We start from the raw sequence: 18339 nt of genomic DNA on the forward strand, positions 1-18339 counted from the left end.
ACAAAGGGACGTTGCTGCTAACGTGATGCCTCCTCATCGGCCGGAACCGCCATGTCGATCCTGCTCGCCCTCGCCCTGCAACTGAGTCCCAACGCTGGCGCGGATTTCCACGCGCGCGTCACCCAGGCCAAGCTGGCCGAGGGCGCCGCCACCGGGCCGGCCTATCAGAAGCAGATGTGGGATCGCATCGGCAACGCCACCACGGATGCGTACAAGAGCTGTCTGGCCGCCACCCAGCCGCCGGACAAGTCGCCTTTCACCCTGGTCGCCGACGTCGCCGCCGATGGACGTCTGTCCCGCATCGCAGTGCAACCCGAGACACAGGTGGCGCAATGCATGGCCAGCCACTTCGCCAGCTGGACCCTGCCGCCACCGCCTGCCAAGCCTGCACCGTATCCTGTCGAAGTGGATTTCAGCATCAAGCCATAGGCACGCACACCCCAAAGAGCCGTACCACTATTTGACAGATTGCGGTCCGCGAAGCGGCTGGAGTAGCCTCGCCTGCATATCGGGACACCAGTCCTTAGGGGGCAATCGGCGATGCGCACGACCACGGGATGGGGTCCGGGGCAGATCGCGGCTGGGCATCAGCCAACACCGCCTGCCGTGGAAACATCCCCGGAGCAAGCCGCCGCTTCGGCGGAGAGCCTGGCTGTGCCGGGCTTCGATGCCGTGGTGCGCCTGATGACGCGGACGCTCGGCGTTCCGCAGGTGGCGCTGGTGCTCAACAGCGGTGCGGCTTACTGGTTTGCCGATGGCAACGCCTTGCCGTCCGGCGGACCGCGCGCCTTGCATCCGTTGTTGCTGCAGGCAGCGCGCAGTCTCGCATCGCAGGTGGTGCTCGATACGCTTGCCGATGAGCGCCTGCGCGACGACGCACTGCCACTGACCACAGGCCTGGGACCGATCCGCTTCTTTGCCAGCGAACCGGTCTGCACGCTCACCGGCCAGCACATCGGTGCACTATGCGTGATGGACTCGCAGCCGCGCACTGCATTGAACGAGAGCGAGCAGGCCAGCCTGCGCGACGCCGCCTCGCTGATCGGCGCCGGCGTGGTGTTGCGCAGCTATCTTGGCCGCACCGATCCGATCACCCAGCTGCCGCATCGTTACGCGTTCTTCGACGATCTGCGCAAGCATCTGCACGAAGGCGTGCCGCATGCGTGGGTGATCGCCATCGACGTGGCGCCGGTGCAGCGTTTCAATGCATTCATCCGCGCCATGGGGTATGCGTACGCCGATGAGTTGATGCGCTCCGTCGGCGCACGCACCATCGAATGGATACCGCCCCAGACGCGCCTCTATCAGGTAGGCGCGACGCGTTTTGCCGCCGTGCTTCCTGATCATCACCTGCTCGATGACAGCACGCGCCTCGACGATCTGGTAGCGCGCCTGCGCCGGCCGTTCGATTGCCTGGGCATCCCGCTGACGATCCAGCCCGGCGTGGGCCTGCTTAAGATCCATGCGAACGAGTTGCGCGGTGGCGATCCGCTGCGCCTGGTGATGAACGCCTCGCATGCCGCGCAGCAGAGTCCGCGCGGCTGGGCGGTATACAACCGCATGCAGGACGAACAGCAGCGACAGGAATTCCTGCTGGTCACCGAACTGGCCGCCGCGCTGAACGAGCGGACCGAACTCGACCTGCACTACCAACCCCGCGTGGACCTGGACACCGGCCGCTGCGTGGCGGTGGAAGCCCTCGCGCGCTGGCACCATCCCACGCTGGGCTCCATCCCTCCCGCGCACTTCGTCGCACTGGCCGAGCGTGCGGGCCTGATGCACTCGCTGACGCAATGGGTGATGGAGCACAGCCTCGCGCAGCTGGCCGCCTGGCGCCGCGACGGGCACGACATCAAGTTGTCGCTCAACGTTTCCAGCACCGACCTGGACGCCGACCTGGTCGGCCGCCTGCGCAGCGTCGCCGAGCGGCACAAGATCGGCCTCGATTCGCTGGAGCTCGAGTTCACCGAAAGCACGCTGATGGAGCACAGCGCCGTCACGCGCCGCCATCTCACCGCGATTCGCGAGCTCGGCGCCGGCATCGCCATCGACGACTTCGGCACCGGCTACAGCAACCTGGCCGCACTGCGGCAGATGCCGGCCACCAGCCTGAAAATCGACCAGTCCTTCGTGCGCGGCATGGGCACCAGCCAGCACGACGAAGCGATCGTGCGCTCGGTGGCGGAGCTGTCGCGCAATATGGGTTTTCGCGTAGTGGTGGAAGGGGTGGAAACCTCGCACATCTACGAGAGCGTGCTTGGCATGGCCTGCGATGAAGCGCAGGGGTTTCATATTGCGCATCCCATGCCGTCGCATGATGTGCCGACGTGGTTGACCGCGCATCAAGGCATGCCGTCGCGGCGCGCGGTTCGCTGGGGCCAATAGCCAGCCTTACCCTGTGGGAGCGCACCCTGTGCGCGACCGCGGAGATTCGATCTTCCTCTGTAGCCGAAGTCGCGCACAGGGTGCGCTCCCACAGGGGGTTCACGTCATGGGCAGGCCCAATTCTCCAGCCATCGCCTCGCGCATCAAATACTTCTGCACCTTCCCCGTCACCGTCATCGGAAATTCGTCGACGAAGCGCACGTAATGCGGCACCTTGAAATAGGCCAGGTGATGCCGGCAATAACTCTGGATCTCCGCCTCGCTGGACGCGCAGCCTTCGCGCAACCGCACCCACGCGCACACCTGTTCACCGAACTTCTCGTCGGGCACGCCAAACACCTGCACGTCCTGGACCTTGGGATGGGTGTAGAGGAATTCCTCGATCTCGCGCGGGTAAACATTCTCGCCGCCGCGGATGATCATGTCCTTCAGCCGGCCGACGATGCTGCAATAACCCTCGTCGTCGATCACGGCCAGGTCGCCGGTGTGCATCCAGCGGGCCTCGTCGATCGCCTCGCGGGTGAGCTCCTCGTCCTCCCAATAGCCGAGCATGACGGAATAGCCACGCGTGCATAGCTCGCCCGCCGTGCCACGCGGCACGGTGCGTCCGCGCTCGTCCAGCAGTTTCACTTCCACGTGCGGATGGATGCGGCCCACGCTGTCGACGCGGCGCTCCAGCGGATCCTGCGTGGTGGACTGGAAGCTGACTGGACTGGTTTCCGTCATGCCGTAGGCGATGGTGATTTCGCTCATGTGCATGTCGCTCACCACCCGACGCATCACCTCGATCGGGCACGGCGAGCCGGCCATGATGCCGGTGCGCAGCGAGCTGAGGTCAAAGCGGGAAAACTGCGGGTGCTCGAGCTGCGCAATGAACATGGTGGGCACGCCATGCAGGCCGGTGCAGCGCTCCTCCTGTACCGCTTCCAGCGTGGCGAGCACATCGAAGCCCTCGCCGGGTATCACCATGCAGGCTCCGTGCGTGACACAGGCGAGGTTGCCCAGCACCATGCCGAAGCAGTGGTAGAACGGCACCGGGATGCACAATCGATCGAGCTGCGTCAGCCGCATCGCCTCGCCGATGAAATACCCGTTGTTGACGATGTTGTGATGGGTGAGCGTCGCGCCCTTGGGGGCGCCGGTGGTGCCGGAGGTGAACTGGATATTCACCGGGTCGTCGAAATTGAGCTGGCTTTGCACCTCGCGCATCTGCGCCATCGCAGTCTCGTCGGCGCAGGTGGCCAGCTCGCTCCAACGACGCGTACCCGGCGCCGCCTGATCATCGAGCAGGATCACCTCGCGCAGCGACGGCAGGCGTTCGGACTGCAACAGTCCTGCCTGCGCATGACTCAGCTCCGGCGCCAGCTCCATCAGCATGTCGAGGTAATGCGAGGTCTTGAAGCGCCGCGGCAAGACCAGCGCACGGCAACGGACCTTGTTGAGCGCGTACTCCAGCTCGTGCAGGCGGTAAGCGGGATTGATGTTGACCAGGATCAGACCGAGCTTGGGCGCTGCAAATTGGAGCACTACCCATTCGTAGCGGTTGGGCGCCCAGATGCCGATGCGGTCGCCGCGCTGCAATCCCAGCGACATGAGCCCGGCCGCAACACGCTCCACCTCGGCATGGAACTGCCGGTAGTCGAGCCGGATGTCCTGGGACCGCGCCACCAGTGCCGGACGCTCCGGATAGCGGGCAGCGATGCGGTCGAGCAGCGTGCCGACGGTATCGCCGAGCAGCGGCTGGGAACTGACACCATGGACGTAGCTCGCAGCGGGCATCTCGTCGGCCTCGATGGTCGGGGAATGAGCATAGCACTGGGGTTGTGGCCTCCATGGCGCCCGGCTTTCCCTTGTGGGAGCGCACCCTGTGCGCGACGCTCCTGGGCGAAACCTGTCGCCCGGCGAGTCGCGCACAGGGTGCGCTCCCACAACAACAACAAGCTGCCGCAGGCGTTAGGATCGAGCCACCATTCGTGGAGACACCCTATGCGCCTGACCTCGCTCGCCCTGGCTCTCGCAACCGTCCTCGCCGGTACCGCTCATGCCGCCGACACCACGCAACTCGTGCAAGGCGAGTTGCCGCAAGTCACCGCGTGGCGTCGCGACATCCATCAGCATCCGGAGCTGAGCAATCGCGAGACACGCACTTCGGCGCTCGTCGCGGCGCAATTGAAGAAGCTAGGGCTGGAGGTGCACACCGGCATCGCGCACACCGGCGTCGTCGCCATCCTCAAGGGCGGCAAGCCGGGACCGAAGCTCGCGATCCGCGCCGATATGGATGCCTTGCCGGTCACCGAAGACGTCGATGTTCCGTTCGCCTCCAAGGCCAAGGGCGAATATCGCGGCAAGCCGGTCGGCGTGATGCATGCGTGCGGGCATGACGCGCACACGGCGATGCTGCTTGGCCTGGCTACGGTGCTGGCCGGCATGAGGAAGGACTTGCCGGGCCAAGTGATGTTCGTGTTCCAGCCGGCCGAAGAAGGCGCGCCCCCGGGCGAACAGGGTGGCGCATCGCTGATGCTCAAGGACGGTGTGTTCCGCGACTTCAAGCCCGACGCGATGTTCGGCATGCACGTGGTCAGTTCGCTCAATGTCGGCACGGTGGGTGTGCGTCCCGGTCCGGCCATGGCCGGCTCGGACTGGTTCAAGATGGTGGTGCACGGCAAACAGACACATGGCGCGATGCCGTGGAACGGCGTCGACCCCATCGTCACCTCCTCCGAAATCATCGGCGCGGCGCAGACCATCGTCAGCCGCAAGCTCAATATCGGCGACTACCCGGCCGTGCTCAGCTTCGGCATCATCGAAGGCGGCGCGCGCTACAACATCGTGCCCGACCAGGTGGAAATGCAGGGCACGCTGCGCACCTTCGACGCCGGCATGCGCCAGCAAGCCATCGATAATCTGAAGGATATTGCACAGCACATCGCGGCGGCCAACGGCGCGACGGTGGAAACGCAGATACCGGTGGGCGACAGCAACCCGGTGCTGGTCAACAATCCTGCGCTCACGGCACGCGTGCGCGAGAGCATCGGCAAAGCGATCGGTGGCGATCACGTGATCGAAGCCAAGCCTTGGATGGCGTCGGAAGACTTTGCCTACTTCGCCAACGAGGTGCCCAGCGTGTATTTCTGGGTAGGCTCCACGCCGGTGGGACAGGACGCACTCAAAGCCCCCGCCAACCATTCGCCGAAGTTCTTCATGGACGAAGGCGCCTTGAAGATCGGCATGGCGTCGATGCTGCAGGCCACGCTGGACTATCTCAACGCGCCAGCGTCCTGATCAAAACATGCGCCCGGTTCCCAGGCTCTCTGGACGAGCCTGGTAACCGGGCGACATGCCCTGCCCGTCGCCTTTCACAATCCCGGCGTTCGCGGCGTTTCTTTTGTGAACGCTCGCTTCCTTGCGCATGATCCTGCGGGACTCGCACCCACAACCCGTCAGCGAAAAGTAAGCCAACCAGTACTTTTGTCACGGTCGCCGCCTGGGCGCGATACGCATACTCGGGGCTTACATCGATCCAATCCCCGGGGAATTGCATGCGCCGCCTTTTGACCTTGCTGTTGGCCGGCAGCCTTGTGCTGCTGCCTTGTTCCATGACCTTGGCCAAGGATGCGCCGCCCGACAAAGACAAAAAGGCTGCCAGCAAGGACGAGGACGTCCAGGCGCCGAGCACCGAAACCGCGGTGCGCACCAAGCACAGCGTGAGCATCAACGGCCACTCGGTGTCCTACACCGCCACTGCCGGCACCGTGATCATCCGCGACGACAAGGGCGAGCCGCAGGCCAGCGTGTTCTACGTGGCCTATACGGTGGACGGCAAGGCGGAGAAGCGGCCGGTCACCTTCCTCTACAACGGCGGCCCGGGTTCTTCCTCGATGTGGCTGCACATGGGCTCGTTCGGACCGGTGCGCATCGCCACCGACAGCCCCGCTGCCACCGCGCCGGCGCCGTACAAGCTGGTCGCCAACAGCGACAGCCTGCTGGACAAGACCGACCTGGTCTTTATCGACGCCGTGGGCACCGGTTACTCGCGTCCGCTCGGCAAGGCCGAAGGCAAGGATTTCTGGGGCGTGGACCAGGACGTCTCGGCGTTCTCGCGTGCCATCCAGCGCTACGTGACGATCAACAACCGCTGGAATTCGCCGAAGTTCCTCTACGGCGAAAGCTACGGCACCACGCGCTCCGGTGCGCTGGTGGATGCGCTGCAGGACAAGGGCATGTCGTTCAACGGCGTGATCATCATGTCCTCCATCCTCAACTACGGCATGCGTATGCCGGGTTACGACGAGATGTATATCGGCTACGTGCCGAGCTATGCGGCGGCCGCGTGGTATCACAACAAGCTGGCCAACAAGCCGGCTGATCTCAAGGCGTACATCGATCAGGTGCGCGCGTTTGCCAGCGGCCCTTATGCGAGTGCGCTTGCCAAGGGACAGAACGTTCCTGCCGCCGAGACCGATGCGGTGGCGCGCCAGCTCGCGGGGTATACCGGCCTCTCTGTGGAATACATCAAGGAATCCAACCTGCGCGTGGATCCGTCGCGCTTCCGCAAGGAGCTGTTGCGCAACGAGCGCCGGACCATCGGCCGCTATGACGCACGCTTCGAAGGCGTGGATGAAGACGCCGCAGGCGAAGTGCCCGACTACGATGCATCCGACACCGGCATCAGCGGCGCCTTTGTCACCGCGTTCAACGATTACATCGTCAACCAGCTCAACTACCACAGCGACCTGGACTACCGCCCGACCTTCGGCGACATCAACAAGTCGTGGGACTGGAAGCATCAGGCGGCCGGCATCAAGCGCCCGCTGCTGATGGCCTACGTGGCCGGCGACCTGGCGCATGCCATGCGCACCAACCCGCACCTGCAGCTGCTTTCGGTGAACGGCTACTACGACTTCGCCACGCCGTTCTTCAACACCGAATACGACATCTCGCACATGGACCTGGAACCGTCGCTGCGCGGCAATGTGCACTTCCTGTACTACCCGTCGGGCCACATGATTTATCTCAACACCGAAGCGCTGCAGCAGCTCAAGGGCGACCTGGCTCGCTACTACGACGCCACCACCCACTCCTGACGCCCAACGAGACGAACTGACATGCGCAAGCCTCACCTCGCTACGCTCGCCCTCGCCACCATGCTCGCCCTGGGCACCCTTCCGCTGCACGCGGCCGACACACCCAAGGACGCGCCCAAGTCCGAACACGGCGACAAGGACAAAGACAAGAACGCCGACGAAAACGCGCAGCCCACGCCGCCCGAGCGCAGCGTAGTGACTAAGCACAGTGTGCGCGTCGGCAATCGCACTATCAGCTACACCGCCACCGCCGGTCGCCTCACCATCCGCGACGACAAGGGCAAGCCGACGGTGAGCTTCTTCTATGTCGCGTACACCGCCGATGGCGGCAAGAACAGCAAGCGTCCGGTGACGTTCTTCTACAACGGCGGCCCGGGCTCCTCGTCCATGTGGCTGCACATGGGTTCGTTCGGACCGGTGCGCGTGGCCAACGACGGCGACAAGCCGATTCCGCCGGCGCCGTATCGCTGGGTGCCCAACGATCAAAGCCTGCTCGACAAGACCGACCTGGTTTTCATCGATGCGCCGGGCACCGGCTATTCGCAGCTTGCCGGCAAGACCGAAGGCAAGGACGTGTGGGGCGTGGACCAGGACGCCGAGGCGTTCACCAAGTTCATCACGCGCTATGTGAGCGTCAACAACCGCTGGAATTCGCCCAAGTTCCTGTTTGGCGAAAGCTACGGCACCACGCGTTCCGCGGTGCTGGTGAAATCGCTGCAGGAAGCGGGCATGGAGTTCAACGGCGTCGTGCTGATGTCGTCGATCCTCGATTTCTCGGTGGCGGCGCCGGGCATCGACCACGGCTACATCGTAAACCTGCCCACCGAGGCGGCGATTGCGTGGTACCACAACAAGGTGCCGAACAAGCCGGCCGATATCGGCACATTCCTCGCGGAAGTGCGCCGTTTCGCTTCGGGCGACTACACGCTGGCGCTGGCCAAGGGCGACACCATCGATCCGGCAGAGGCCGATCGCGTTGCCGGCCAGATGAGCCGCTATCTCGGCCTGTCGCCGCAATACATCAAGGAAGCCAACCTGCGCATCAGCCCCAGCCGCTTCCGCAAGGAGCTGCTGCGCAACGAGCGCCTCACCGTCGGACGTCTGGATGGCCGTTTCCAGGGTATCGATCCGGATGCCGCCGGCGAGACGCCCGACGGCGATACCGCCAGCGATGCGATCACCGGCGCCTATGTCGCCGTGTTCAACCAGTACGCCGCCACGGAACTGAAGTTCACCGACGATCGCGCCTACCTGCCCAACAACTACGGCGCCATCGGCAAGAACTGGGACTGGAAGCGCAAGAAGAACGGCGGCTGGCTGCAGGCGACCTACGTGGGCGACGACCTCGGCGATGCGATGCGTCGCAACCCGCACCTGAAGGTGTTCTCGGCCAACGGCTATTACGATCTGGCCACGCCGTTCTACGCGACCGAGTTCGACCTCACGCATCTGGGGCTGGAAGCGGCCGAACGCAAAAACGTCACGTTCGGTTTTTATCCTTCGGGTCACATGATTTATCTTGACCAGACGTCCTTGCAGCAAACCAAGGCCGATCTGTCCCGCTTCTACGACGACGCCGCACCGTGACCAAACAGCCTCCCCCGCCTTCCCCCGAATCCACTGACGAAACACCGCAAGACCCCTCGCGACGCCGCCTGCTTGGCGGCATCGCGCTGGGCGGCGCCGCGCTCGCGCTCGGTGGCACGGAGGGATTGGCCGCGGCCGCACAGCCGTCGGCGTCGCCAGCAGCACCCGCTGCCATCGACGCCATGTTGCGCAAGGAAATCCAGCAGGTCGTGGTGATCTATCTGGAGAACCGCAGCTTCAACAACCTGTTCGCCAATTTCCCGGGCGTGGAACAGCCACTAGGCACGCTGAAGCCCGAGGCTTACCTGCAGCGCGACCGCGACGGCGCCGTGCTGAAAGAGCTGCCGCCGATCTGGCATGGACTGGCGCCCCACAAACAGACGGTGAATCACCGCGACTACCAGGTGATGCAGGATCACCTCACCGGCCTGCCGAATGCACCGTGGGCACTGCGCACGGGCGATGGCGAGCCGCTGCCGCATGGTGTGGTGACGCGCGATCTCGTGCACGCGTTCTACGACAACCAGCGCCAGATCAACGGCGGCAGGAACGATGGCTTCGTCGCCTGGGGCGATACCGGCGCGATGGTGATGGGCCACTACGACGACAGCGCCTCGAACCTGCGCCTGTGGCAGCTCGCGCGGCAATACACGCTGTGCGACAACTGGTTCATGGGCACGTTCGGCGGCTCATTCCTCAATCACCAGTATCTGGTGGCCGCGCAACCGCCGTTCTATCCGAACGCGGACAAGAGCCCCGCACAGTTCAACATCGCGGTGACCGAAAGCGGCAAGGCGAACGATACGCGCCTGAAGCTGGCCGACGATTCACCGCGCAGCGCGATGGATGGCAAGCCCAAGTACGCCTCGCGCAGCCAGCTCACGCCCGACTTCTGGGCCGTGAACACCATGATGCCGCCGTACCAGCCGACCAGCACGCAGTCAGGTACGAATCCGCTGCTGGCCTCCGAAGACAGCCCGAACACGCTGCCGCCGCAAGTCCACAAGAACATCGGCGACGTGCTTTCCGCCGCCGGCGTCGAGTGGGCGTGGTACGCGGGTGCATGGCAGCTGGCGCTCGACGGCAAGGGCGACGGTGACGAGCACCAGTTCCCGCAGCGTCCGAATTTCCAGATCCATCATCAGCCGCTGAACTACTTCAAGAGCTTCGCACCCGGCACGGAAGCGCGCACCAAGCATCTGCGCGATGGCGGCGTGGGCGAAACCTCCAAGACCAATCGCTTCCTCGCCGACATCGAAGCCAATCGCCTGCCCGCCGTGAGCTTCTACAAGCCACAGGGCGACCTGAACATGCACGCCGGTTACTCGGATGTGGATACCGGCGACCGCCACGTCATGGCCATCATCGACGCGATGCAGAAGTCGCCCGCGTGGAAGCACACCATGGTGGTGATCACCGTCGACGAAAACGGCGGGTGGTGGGACCACGTCGCACCGCCCAAGGGCGATCGTTGGGGACCGGGTTCACGCGTCCCCGCCATCGTAGTGTCGCCGCATGCCAGGAAGGGCCACGTCGACCGTACGATTTACGACACCGGCTCCATCGCGCGCTTCCTCACCCGCCGCTTCGGCCTCGAAAAGCTGCCCGGCCTGAGCATGCGCGAACAAGCCATGATCGCCGCCGGCGGACCGCCGCCCGGCGACCTCACCAACGCCCTCGACTTCAGCGCGTAAATCTCCCCTGCGCGCGACAATCCCTGCCAGCGGCGGGGCGTGTCGCGCACAGGGTGCGCTCCCACAAGAGCTGCTGCGACGACGCCACATCGGGCGATCATCCGAACGAACCACTCACATCCCCGGTGACATACTCCGCCCGTCATTCAGGGAGAGAGTCACGCCATGCGCCAGACAGTTCTGATCATCGCCGCCCTTGCCGCCTTCGCCGCCACGGCTGCCCAAGCGCAATCGGGCCTGGGGAATATCGCCAACGACGCCCAGAATCGGCTGAAGAATTTCGACATCGCGGATAAGAACAAGGACGGATTGCTGACCAAGGAAGAGGCCGAAAAAGGCCCCGTCCCGTTCATCCGCGCGCATTTCGATGCGATCGATAAGGAACATCGAGGCGTGGTGTCCAAGCAGGACGTCGTCGACTATGTGAAGTCGATGCAGCAAGGCCATCGCGCACCGGCGCCGGCGACGTCGACGTCGACGCATTGATTGTCGCTCGGTGTTGAACCGGTCCGTCCTTCGGGAGAAGACCGGTGTTCGCGCAGCGCCTCACAGCGATGATGACTTAACGCAAACCCTCGCTTCCACCGCAACGGCTCGTCTGTGGGAGCGCACCCTGTGCGCGACAGCCACGCCTGGGTGTATTGCTCCGTAGGTTTGTCGCGCACAGGGTGCGCTCCCACAAAAAAAGTGGCGCTCGGCAACGTTGATCACCATCCACGGACGCGCGTCAACCCTTGTAGGAGCGCACTTGTGCGCGACCGCAGCGCTGCGGTGCATCGCTCCGTTGGCTGGTCGCGCACAAGTGCGCTCCTACAAGGGAGCTGCTTGGCCCAGCGACGTCGCGTTGTATGGCTCTTGATCCCCGGGGTCCCCGTATGACGCGGCGGGCGGGTGGAGGAAAGCCCGAAGGGTGGCCGCATGGATGCGGCCAGTTTTTCGACAGGACAGGGATGCCCTGTCGAAAAACCCCGTAACCCGCACGCGCACCTGGAGGGCCGAAGGCCCGGAAGGCGCGTCATCCGGGGGGCCCTTCTCTTTGGTTACTTTCTCTTGGGCAAGCAAGAGAAAGTGACCCGGCCTCCGGCAGGAGGACGGAAGCCCGCGGCAGGCGAGCCAGGTCGCGGTATCGCGACAATCGAAGACCGAAGCTACTGAATGACCAGCATTCGGCTGTTGTGAAGCACTTCCGGCCTGCGCCGGGATGACGGGCAAAAGAAGACTGAGGCACCTCCAGACAACGAGGCTAGATTGGCCCCTCACCCCAACCCTCTCCCCAAAGGGGAGAGGGAGCCAAACCCCGCGCCAATCCAACATCCCCCAGGGTGACCTCCCACACCCGCGCCCCCTCACCCTCCAATGGCATACTCCCCATTCCTGCTTTTGGAGCCTCCCCGATGCGCCCGTTCCACCTCCTCGCCTTCGGCGCCCTCGCGCTGCCGCTGAGCGCCTTCGCCGCCGACCCGCATTCCTATGCCCAGCCCGACCAGGTCCGCGTGACGCATTTGGATCTGGATCTGAAGGTCGACTTTCCGCACAAGCAGCTCGATGGCCAGGCCACGCTGAAGCTGGACTGGAAGGACGCCAAGGCGCAGTCGCTGGTGCTCGATACGCGCGACCTGAAGATCGCCCGCATCGAAGCCGTCGACGCCGCGGGCAAGACCAGCGCGCTGAAGTACGCGCTGGCGCCGCGCGACAAGGAGCTGGGCAGCAAGCTCACCATCGCCGCGCCGCAGCATCCCTCGCAGGTGCGCATCGTCTATTCGACCGTGCCGACCGCCTCGGGCCTGCAGTGGCTGCCGCCGGAACAGACGGCGGACAAGAAACTGCCCTTCATGTTCTCGCAGTCCGAATCCATCCACGCGCGCTCCTGGGTGCCGCTGCAGGATTCGCCGGCCATCCGCTTCACCTATGACGCCCACGTCACCGCACCTAAGGACGTGAGCGTGGTGATGAGCGCGATCAACGACGCGAACCATCCGTTGAACGGCGACTTCACCTTCAACCAGCCGCACCCGATTCCCTCCTATCTGCTTGCGATCGCGGCGGGCGATATCGCAGCGAAGGAAACCGGTCCGCGTTCGGCCGTCTATGCGGAACCCAGCGTGGTCGGCAAGGCCGCCAAGGAGTTCGAGGACACCGAGAAGCTGATCAAGACCGCCGAGTCGCTCTACGGCCCGTATGCGTGGGGTCGCTACGACTTGCTCGTGCTGCCGCCGTCGTTCCCGTTCGGCGGCATGGAAAACCCGAACATGACCTTCGCCACGCCGACCCTGCTGGTTGGCGACAAGAGCCTGGTCTCGGTGATTTCGCATGAGCTCGCCCACTCGTGGTCGGGCAACCTGGTCACCAGCGCCGCGTGGCGCGACATCTGGCTCAACGAAGGTTTCACCACCTACGTGCAGGGCCGCATTACCGAAGCGGTGTACGGCAAGACGCTGGCCGACGAGGAAGCGCTGATTTCCGCGCGCGGCCTGGAGAAGTCCATCCGGGACAAGACCATTGCACCGAACGCGCAGCGCCTCGCACCCAAGCCCGGCATCGGCGCCGACGATTCGATCTCCGAAGTGCCGTACGACAAGGGCAGCTGGTTCCTGCGCACGCTGGAGCAGCGCTTTGGCCGCGACACGTTCGATGCCTATCTGAAGGGCTATTTTGCGCACTTCGCGTTCCAGAGCATCGACACCGAACAGATGCTCGCTTACCTCAAGGCCAATCTGTTCGACAAGAACCCGGGCAAGATGAGCTGGGCCGACGTGCAGCAGTGGGTGTATGAGCCGGGTATTCCCAAGGATGCACCGCTGCCCGATTCGCCGCGCTTCAACGCGATCGACAAGGAACGCGCCTCCTTCCTCGGCGGTTCGCTTGCCGCCGACAAGCTCGACGCGAAGAGCTGGAACACGCAGGAATGGATGTACTTCCTCGACGGCCTGCCGGACGTGACGCCGCTGGACAAGATCAAGCAGATCGACGCTGCCTGGCATCTCACCGGTACGCCCAACGCCGAGATCGGCATGCGCTGGTATAGCCATGCCATCGCTGCGGGCGACAAGGACGTGTGGCCGGCCGCTGCCGAGCACATGACGCGCATCGGCCGTCTCTACCTCACCATGCCGCTGTACAAGGCCTTCGTGAAGTCGCCGGAAGGCCTGGCTTATGCGCAGCAGGTTTATGCGAAAGCCAAGAGCGGTTATCACCCGTTGACGCAGGAAGCCGTGGAATCCGTGTTCGCCAAGGCGAACAAGGGCGCCAGCAAGTAAGTTCCGCGCGCGCCTCCTTGCAAAGGGAGGCGCGCGACGCCATCGATAGCTGCGATCCCCACCATTGGTTCACCCATGACTTCCAAGAAAGCGACGACCACCACGCCCGCTCCCACGCGCCCGCTATGGCAGCGACTGGCCCTGCGCCGGCTAAAATTCCTCGGCTACGTGGCCGGTTTGCTGATCGTGGTGCTGGGTGGCTCGTACCTGTTCGCGCCGCAATGGCTGATGAGCGCCGACATCAAGCGCCAGATGATGGCCGCGCATGTCGAGAAGCACTCGGTGCAGGTCGGCGACACCAAGTGGGTGTACTACGAAGGTGGCCAGGGTCCGACCCTGCTGATGCTGCACGGTTTTGCCGCGAGCAAGGAAGTGTGGCTCAAGCAGATGGAATTGCTGACGCCGCATTTCCACGTGATCGCGCCCGATCTGCCGGGCTGGGGCGAGTCCTCGCGCGTCGAGGGCGCCAGCTACAACATCGACGCGCAAGTGGCGCGCCTGCAGGGCTTTGTCGATGCGCTGAACTTGCCGAAAGTCGTGCTGATCGGTCATTCGATGGGCGGGGCCATCGCCGGCGTCTTCGCCGCCGAGCACCCCGAGCATGTCGCCGAACTCGCCCTGCTCGATTCGTTCGGCCTGAAGACCAACGAAAACGAATTCTCGCGCGAAGCCCTGGCCGGCAAAAACCTGTTTGCCTTCGACAATCGCGAGCAGTTCGTCAGGGCCACTGCCTGGGCGTTTGCCAAGCCGCTGGATATTCCCGGTCGTTTCCAGGATGTGCTGATCAAGCGCAACCAGGAAAACCGCGCCTTCATCAACCAGACTTTCAACGAGCTGCGCGACCCGTCGCAGTATCTGTCGCTGCAGAACCGCCTCGACAAGCTCGGCATGCCGGTGCTCGGCCTGTGGTGCCATGACGACAAGATCGTCGACATCTCGGCACTCGACAGCCTGCGCAACGGCCTGAAGAACGCCGCCGCGATCAGCACCAGCACGATGACCGGCTGCAATCACATGCCGATCATGGAGAAGCCGGACGAGACGGCGCGCATCCTTACGCAGTTCACGCTGTCGCATTAAACGCTCAATGTGCCGGATGGCCTTGCGCCATCCGGTCGCCTTGTTTGGTTCTACAACACGCCCGGAATCAGCGCCTTGGTGCGCTGCATGTAGCTCTCGTAAGCCGCGCCGAAGTTCTCGCGCATCCAGCGCTCCTCAAGTTTCAGCTTGAACCAGAACGACACGGCGACGATGACCACGCAGATCGCGCCGCGCCATTCGCCGATGGCCATCGCCGTGCCGAAGAAGGTGAGCAACAGACCGGTGTAGATCGGGTGGCGCACCCAGCGATACGGACCGCTCTGGATCAGCTCGTGATCCTCCTTCACCTGCACCACCGAACTCCAGTTGCGCCCGAGCACGAAGCGCGCCCAGCAGGCGAAGGCGACACCGAGCATGGTGAGCAACGCGCCGATCACCGCCACCAGATCGCTGCCCGGATACATGCGCGTGCCCAGCCACGTGCCGCGATACCAGTCGCCGGGTCCAATCAGCGCAATGGCAATGATCAGCGGCAACCAGTACTTGAGCAGGCGCGGCAGGATCGGCTCCTTGCGCTGCGCACCCTTGACCCGACGCCAACCCCACAACCAGTACAGCGTGAAGATCAGCCACATGGTCTTGATGAACGGACCGATCGGCAACTCCATGTCACTCCCCCTGAGTCCCTGGTGAGCACTCAGGTTCCACCCTTGGTCGCGTACGCGCAAGATGGCCCGCCGCGCGTCCCTGCGCAGACGGGCCCGGACTTACCTGGCGAATTGCAGATTGACCGGCGCTGCCGGCAAGGCATGCGGCTGGCTGCCGGTGGTCGGCACGCTCGGGTCGACCACCTCGAAGGCGAGGCCATCAGCCCATACTTCGCCGCGGTTCTGAAGCAGCAGGCCAAAGGCGATGTCGCGGGCATTGCCGGGCACGTCGAGCACCACCTCGAAGCGCTGCCACGGCTTGTCGCCTTGCGGTGCGCGATCTTCCATGTTGTCAAATGCCGCGGGCTTCTTGTCCGCGCCGTCGACGCGCATCCACAGCTGTCCCTTGCCCGCGTCCTTGGTGCGCAGGTAACCGGAGAACCGCACGCGCTTGCCTTGATACGCGGTGGCGCCGACGGTCTGCATCAACGTTGCGAAACCCTGGTTGTCGGTGGTGGCGCGAAGAAACGCGCTGGTCGCGCCTGACGTGCGGGTCGACGATTCCGTGCCGGTCTCAAAGTCGGTGGCAGCCGTCCCGTTGACGTAGACGAACCAACCGGGAGGCGCGGCGGCATGCGCGGCGCCGGCGAGGCCGGCAGCAAACAGCACGGCGGTTGCGAGCAGCTTTTTCATGGGGCATTCCTTGTCGTGGAGGGAGAGTGGGTACTGCTGACGTTCAACAGAAAACGATCGAGCTCACCGCCGGGAGGCGTGACATCCATCTGCAGCAACTCGGCGCGCGATGCACCGGCGTCGTAGCCCGCCATGGGGATGGCCGTGCTTGTCGGCGGATGGGGATGGCCTTGCCAGGCGGCCCACAGCAGCACTGCCGCGGCAATAGCGGCAGGCCACGCCGCGTGCCGGTTCCAGCGGCGAAACACGGAGGCCCGGTTGGCGGCACGCAGGATGCGCGCATCCATCAGCGGCGTTGGCGCCTCACGCGAGGCCTGGCGATAAAGCAGCAACAGGTCATCCATCTCATCGGTCATCGCCATGGCTGCAAAGCCTCCCGCAATTTCTGCTGCGCATAGCGCAGGCGGCTCTTCACCGTTTCGCGCGTGGTGCCGGTGGCGATGGCGATATCCTCGAGGCTGAGTTCGCCTTCGGCCTTCATCAGGAACGCTTCGCGTTGCGGCAGAGGCAGCGCCTTGACGGCGGCGACCAAGGCTTTGCCCAGCGCGTCGTTGTGCAGATGACGGTCGGGCGCATGCAGCAGCGGCGCGGCATGGTGCTCGAGCGCGTCCTCTTCCTGTCCATGGGGATCGATCGCATCAGGCGCATGCCGACCCAGCGTGCGCCAGCGATCCGCCGCACGACGATGCGCGATGCCGAACAACCATGCGGCGAACGAAGCTTCGGGCTGAAAGTGTTCCTTGCCGTGCACCACGGCCATCCAGACGTCCTGGAACACTTCTTCGGCCTCGCTGGATTTACCCGCCAGGCGCAACGCATAGCGATGGAGCTTCTCGCGATAACGTGCATAGAGGATGCGGAAGGCGTGCACATCGCCGTTGCGATAGCGCTGCATGCATTCGGCGTCGCTCAGCGATGAGTTGTCGGTGACTTGGCCGGCGTGCGGTTGCGACAGTTGCTGCTGCAGATGCGCAAGCGCCAGCTCGCAAGCTTGCGTCCAGTCCGTTGATGGCGCGATGGCGGCCGACATGGCGTCCTTTCCGTTGGCGATACTTCCATATTCGCCGGTAACGCCGGAAAGGGGTTAAACGAAAAGCTCAGTCCGCCACGTCCGCAATCAGACGATCAAGCTCGGTCTTCAGCCACGCACCATTGAGGCGCAACCAGTCGCGCTGCTCGCGCCATTCGGGGAACAGCATTTCCACCTGCGCCCAGAAACGCGGTGCATGGCTGCGAACCTTCAGGTGACACAGCTCGTGGGCGAGCACGTACTTCAAGGCGTTGGGCGGCGCCAGCGCCAGCGCGAGATCGAGGTTGATGCGATCGCGCGTGTCCAGGCTGCCCCACAGGCTCTTCATCGGCCGCACGCGCAATGCTGTAGGCGCCAGCCCCAGCTGCGGCACATAACCTGCCAGCCAGCGCGACACATCGCGACGGATCTGCGCTTCGAAATACGAAGCGAGCAAGCCACGCGCCACCGGCACCGCACGCGTATGCGGTCGAGGGATCACCAGGGTGAGCGTGCCCTCGCCGGCTTCGACACGCGGATACGGACCTTCCGCCCAATCGAGCTGCACGGTTTCGCCGCGCAACGGAAACTCAGTAGGCGTACCCACGCGCAGCGGCGGCAGGGGCTTCACGATCAGATGCAACTCGTCGAGCTTGCGCTCCAGCCAGTCAGCGTGATGGCGCAGAAACGCGCTCACCTGCGCCGGATGCGTGCCATGCGGATACGACACGCGCGCACCCTTGGGCGTGACCGTCAGCCGCAACCGGCGCGCGCGCGGATGGGCGGCCTTGAGCACACGGATGGTGCTGCCGCTCGCGGTGGCCAGTTCCAGCCAATCGCCTTCAAGATGCTGCGTCATGTCCCCGCCTTAACTGCTTGGCGTCCAGGCCGATCGAGTTCCAAAGGACGACCAGTGTCCCAAAGGAAATGTGGGGGGAGCAT

Annotated in this window: 15 protein-coding genes; 9 read left to right on the forward strand and 6 right to left on the reverse strand. The window is 64.3% G+C overall.

From position 1 onward, the window contains the following. Positions 1-51: 51 nt before the first annotated feature. Complete coding sequence (locus AC1DE1_RS05930) at positions 52-429, forward strand: peptidase C13 (RefSeq protein WP_477176780.1); 378 nt, start codon at positions 52-54, stop codon at positions 427-429. A 177-nt stretch (positions 430-606) separates the two neighbouring features. Continuing rightward, entirely contained in the window at positions 607-2385 is a 1779-nt protein-coding gene (locus AC1DE1_RS05935) for a putative bifunctional diguanylate cyclase/phosphodiesterase (protein ID WP_477178954.1), read from the forward strand. A gap of 99 nt (positions 2386-2484) precedes the next feature. Here AC1DE1_RS05935 and AC1DE1_RS05940 read toward each other — a convergent pair whose 3' ends face one another. Further along, positions 2485-4164, reverse strand: coding sequence for an AMP-binding protein (locus AC1DE1_RS05940; protein WP_477178955.1), 1680 nt, complete (start codon positions 4162-4164; stop codon positions 2485-2487). A 207-nt stretch (positions 4165-4371) separates the two neighbouring features. Between AC1DE1_RS05940 and AC1DE1_RS05945 the strand changes: the two genes are divergently transcribed. From AC1DE1_RS05945 to AC1DE1_RS05975, 7 genes are all read left to right on the forward strand, one after another. Next, entirely contained in the window at positions 4372-5667 is a 1296-nt protein-coding gene (locus AC1DE1_RS05945) for an amidohydrolase (protein WP_477178956.1), read from the forward strand. Between the two features lie 257 nt (positions 5668-5924). Then, on the forward strand, positions 5925-7469 hold the full coding sequence (locus AC1DE1_RS05950; protein WP_477178957.1) for a S10 family peptidase: 1545 nt from the start codon (positions 5925-5927) through the stop codon (positions 7467-7469). Positions 7470-7490: 21 nt separating this feature from the next. Continuing rightward, positions 7491-9056, forward strand: coding sequence for a S10 family peptidase (locus AC1DE1_RS05955; protein WP_477178958.1), 1566 nt, complete (start codon positions 7491-7493; stop codon positions 9054-9056). Beyond that, positions 9053-10750: an acid phosphatase gene (acpA, locus tag AC1DE1_RS05960; protein ID WP_477178959.1), complete on the forward strand. Its 1698-nt coding sequence runs from the start codon at positions 9053-9055 to the stop codon at positions 10748-10750. Before AC1DE1_RS05955 ends, acpA begins: the two co-directional genes overlap by 4 nt. Before the next feature lie 165 nt (positions 10751-10915). After that, a complete protein-coding gene (locus AC1DE1_RS05965) occupies positions 10916-11236 on the forward strand; it encodes an EF-hand domain-containing protein (protein ID WP_477178960.1) in 321 nt (106 codons plus the stop codon). 908 nt (positions 11237-12144) lie between these two features. Next, on the forward strand, positions 12145-14007 hold the full coding sequence (locus tag AC1DE1_RS05970; protein ID WP_477178961.1) for a M1 family metallopeptidase: 1863 nt from the start codon (positions 12145-12147) through the stop codon (positions 14005-14007). Between the two features lie 75 nt (positions 14008-14082). Further along, positions 14083-15087 (forward strand): alpha/beta fold hydrolase, encoded by a 1005-nt coding sequence (locus tag AC1DE1_RS05975; RefSeq protein WP_477178962.1) that lies wholly within the window; start codon positions 14083-14085, stop codon positions 15085-15087. Positions 15088-15137: 50 nt separating this feature from the next. On the opposite strand, the gene AC1DE1_RS05980 is transcribed toward AC1DE1_RS05975, so the two are convergent. From AC1DE1_RS05980 to AC1DE1_RS06000, 5 genes are all read right to left on the reverse strand, one after another. Continuing rightward, positions 15138-15716, reverse strand: coding sequence for a methyltransferase family protein (locus AC1DE1_RS05980; RefSeq protein WP_477178963.1), 579 nt, complete (start codon positions 15714-15716; stop codon positions 15138-15140). Positions 15717-15815: 99 nt separating this feature from the next. Continuing rightward, complete coding sequence (locus AC1DE1_RS05985; RefSeq protein WP_477178964.1) at positions 15816-16388, reverse strand: hypothetical protein; 573 nt, start codon at positions 16386-16388, stop codon at positions 15816-15818. Further along, positions 16385-16750 carry a hypothetical protein gene (locus tag AC1DE1_RS05990; RefSeq protein WP_441601998.1) on the reverse strand — a complete coding sequence of 122 codons (366 nt, stop codon included), beginning with the start codon at positions 16748-16750 and terminating at the stop codon, positions 16385-16387. Before AC1DE1_RS05990 ends, AC1DE1_RS05985 begins: the two co-directional genes overlap by 4 nt. Beyond that, positions 16741-17418 (reverse strand): sigma-70 family RNA polymerase sigma factor, encoded by a 678-nt coding sequence (locus tag AC1DE1_RS05995; RefSeq protein ID WP_477178965.1) that lies wholly within the window; start codon positions 17416-17418, stop codon positions 16741-16743. Before AC1DE1_RS05995 ends, AC1DE1_RS05990 begins: the two co-directional genes overlap by 10 nt. A 67-nt stretch (positions 17419-17485) precedes the next feature. Beyond that, positions 17486-18256, reverse strand: coding sequence for a M48 family metallopeptidase (locus AC1DE1_RS06000; RefSeq protein WP_477178966.1), 771 nt, complete (start codon positions 18254-18256; stop codon positions 17486-17488). Positions 18257-18339: the final 83 nt, after the last annotated feature.

It is taken from the genome of Dyella sp. 05T440, assembly GCF_056395965.1.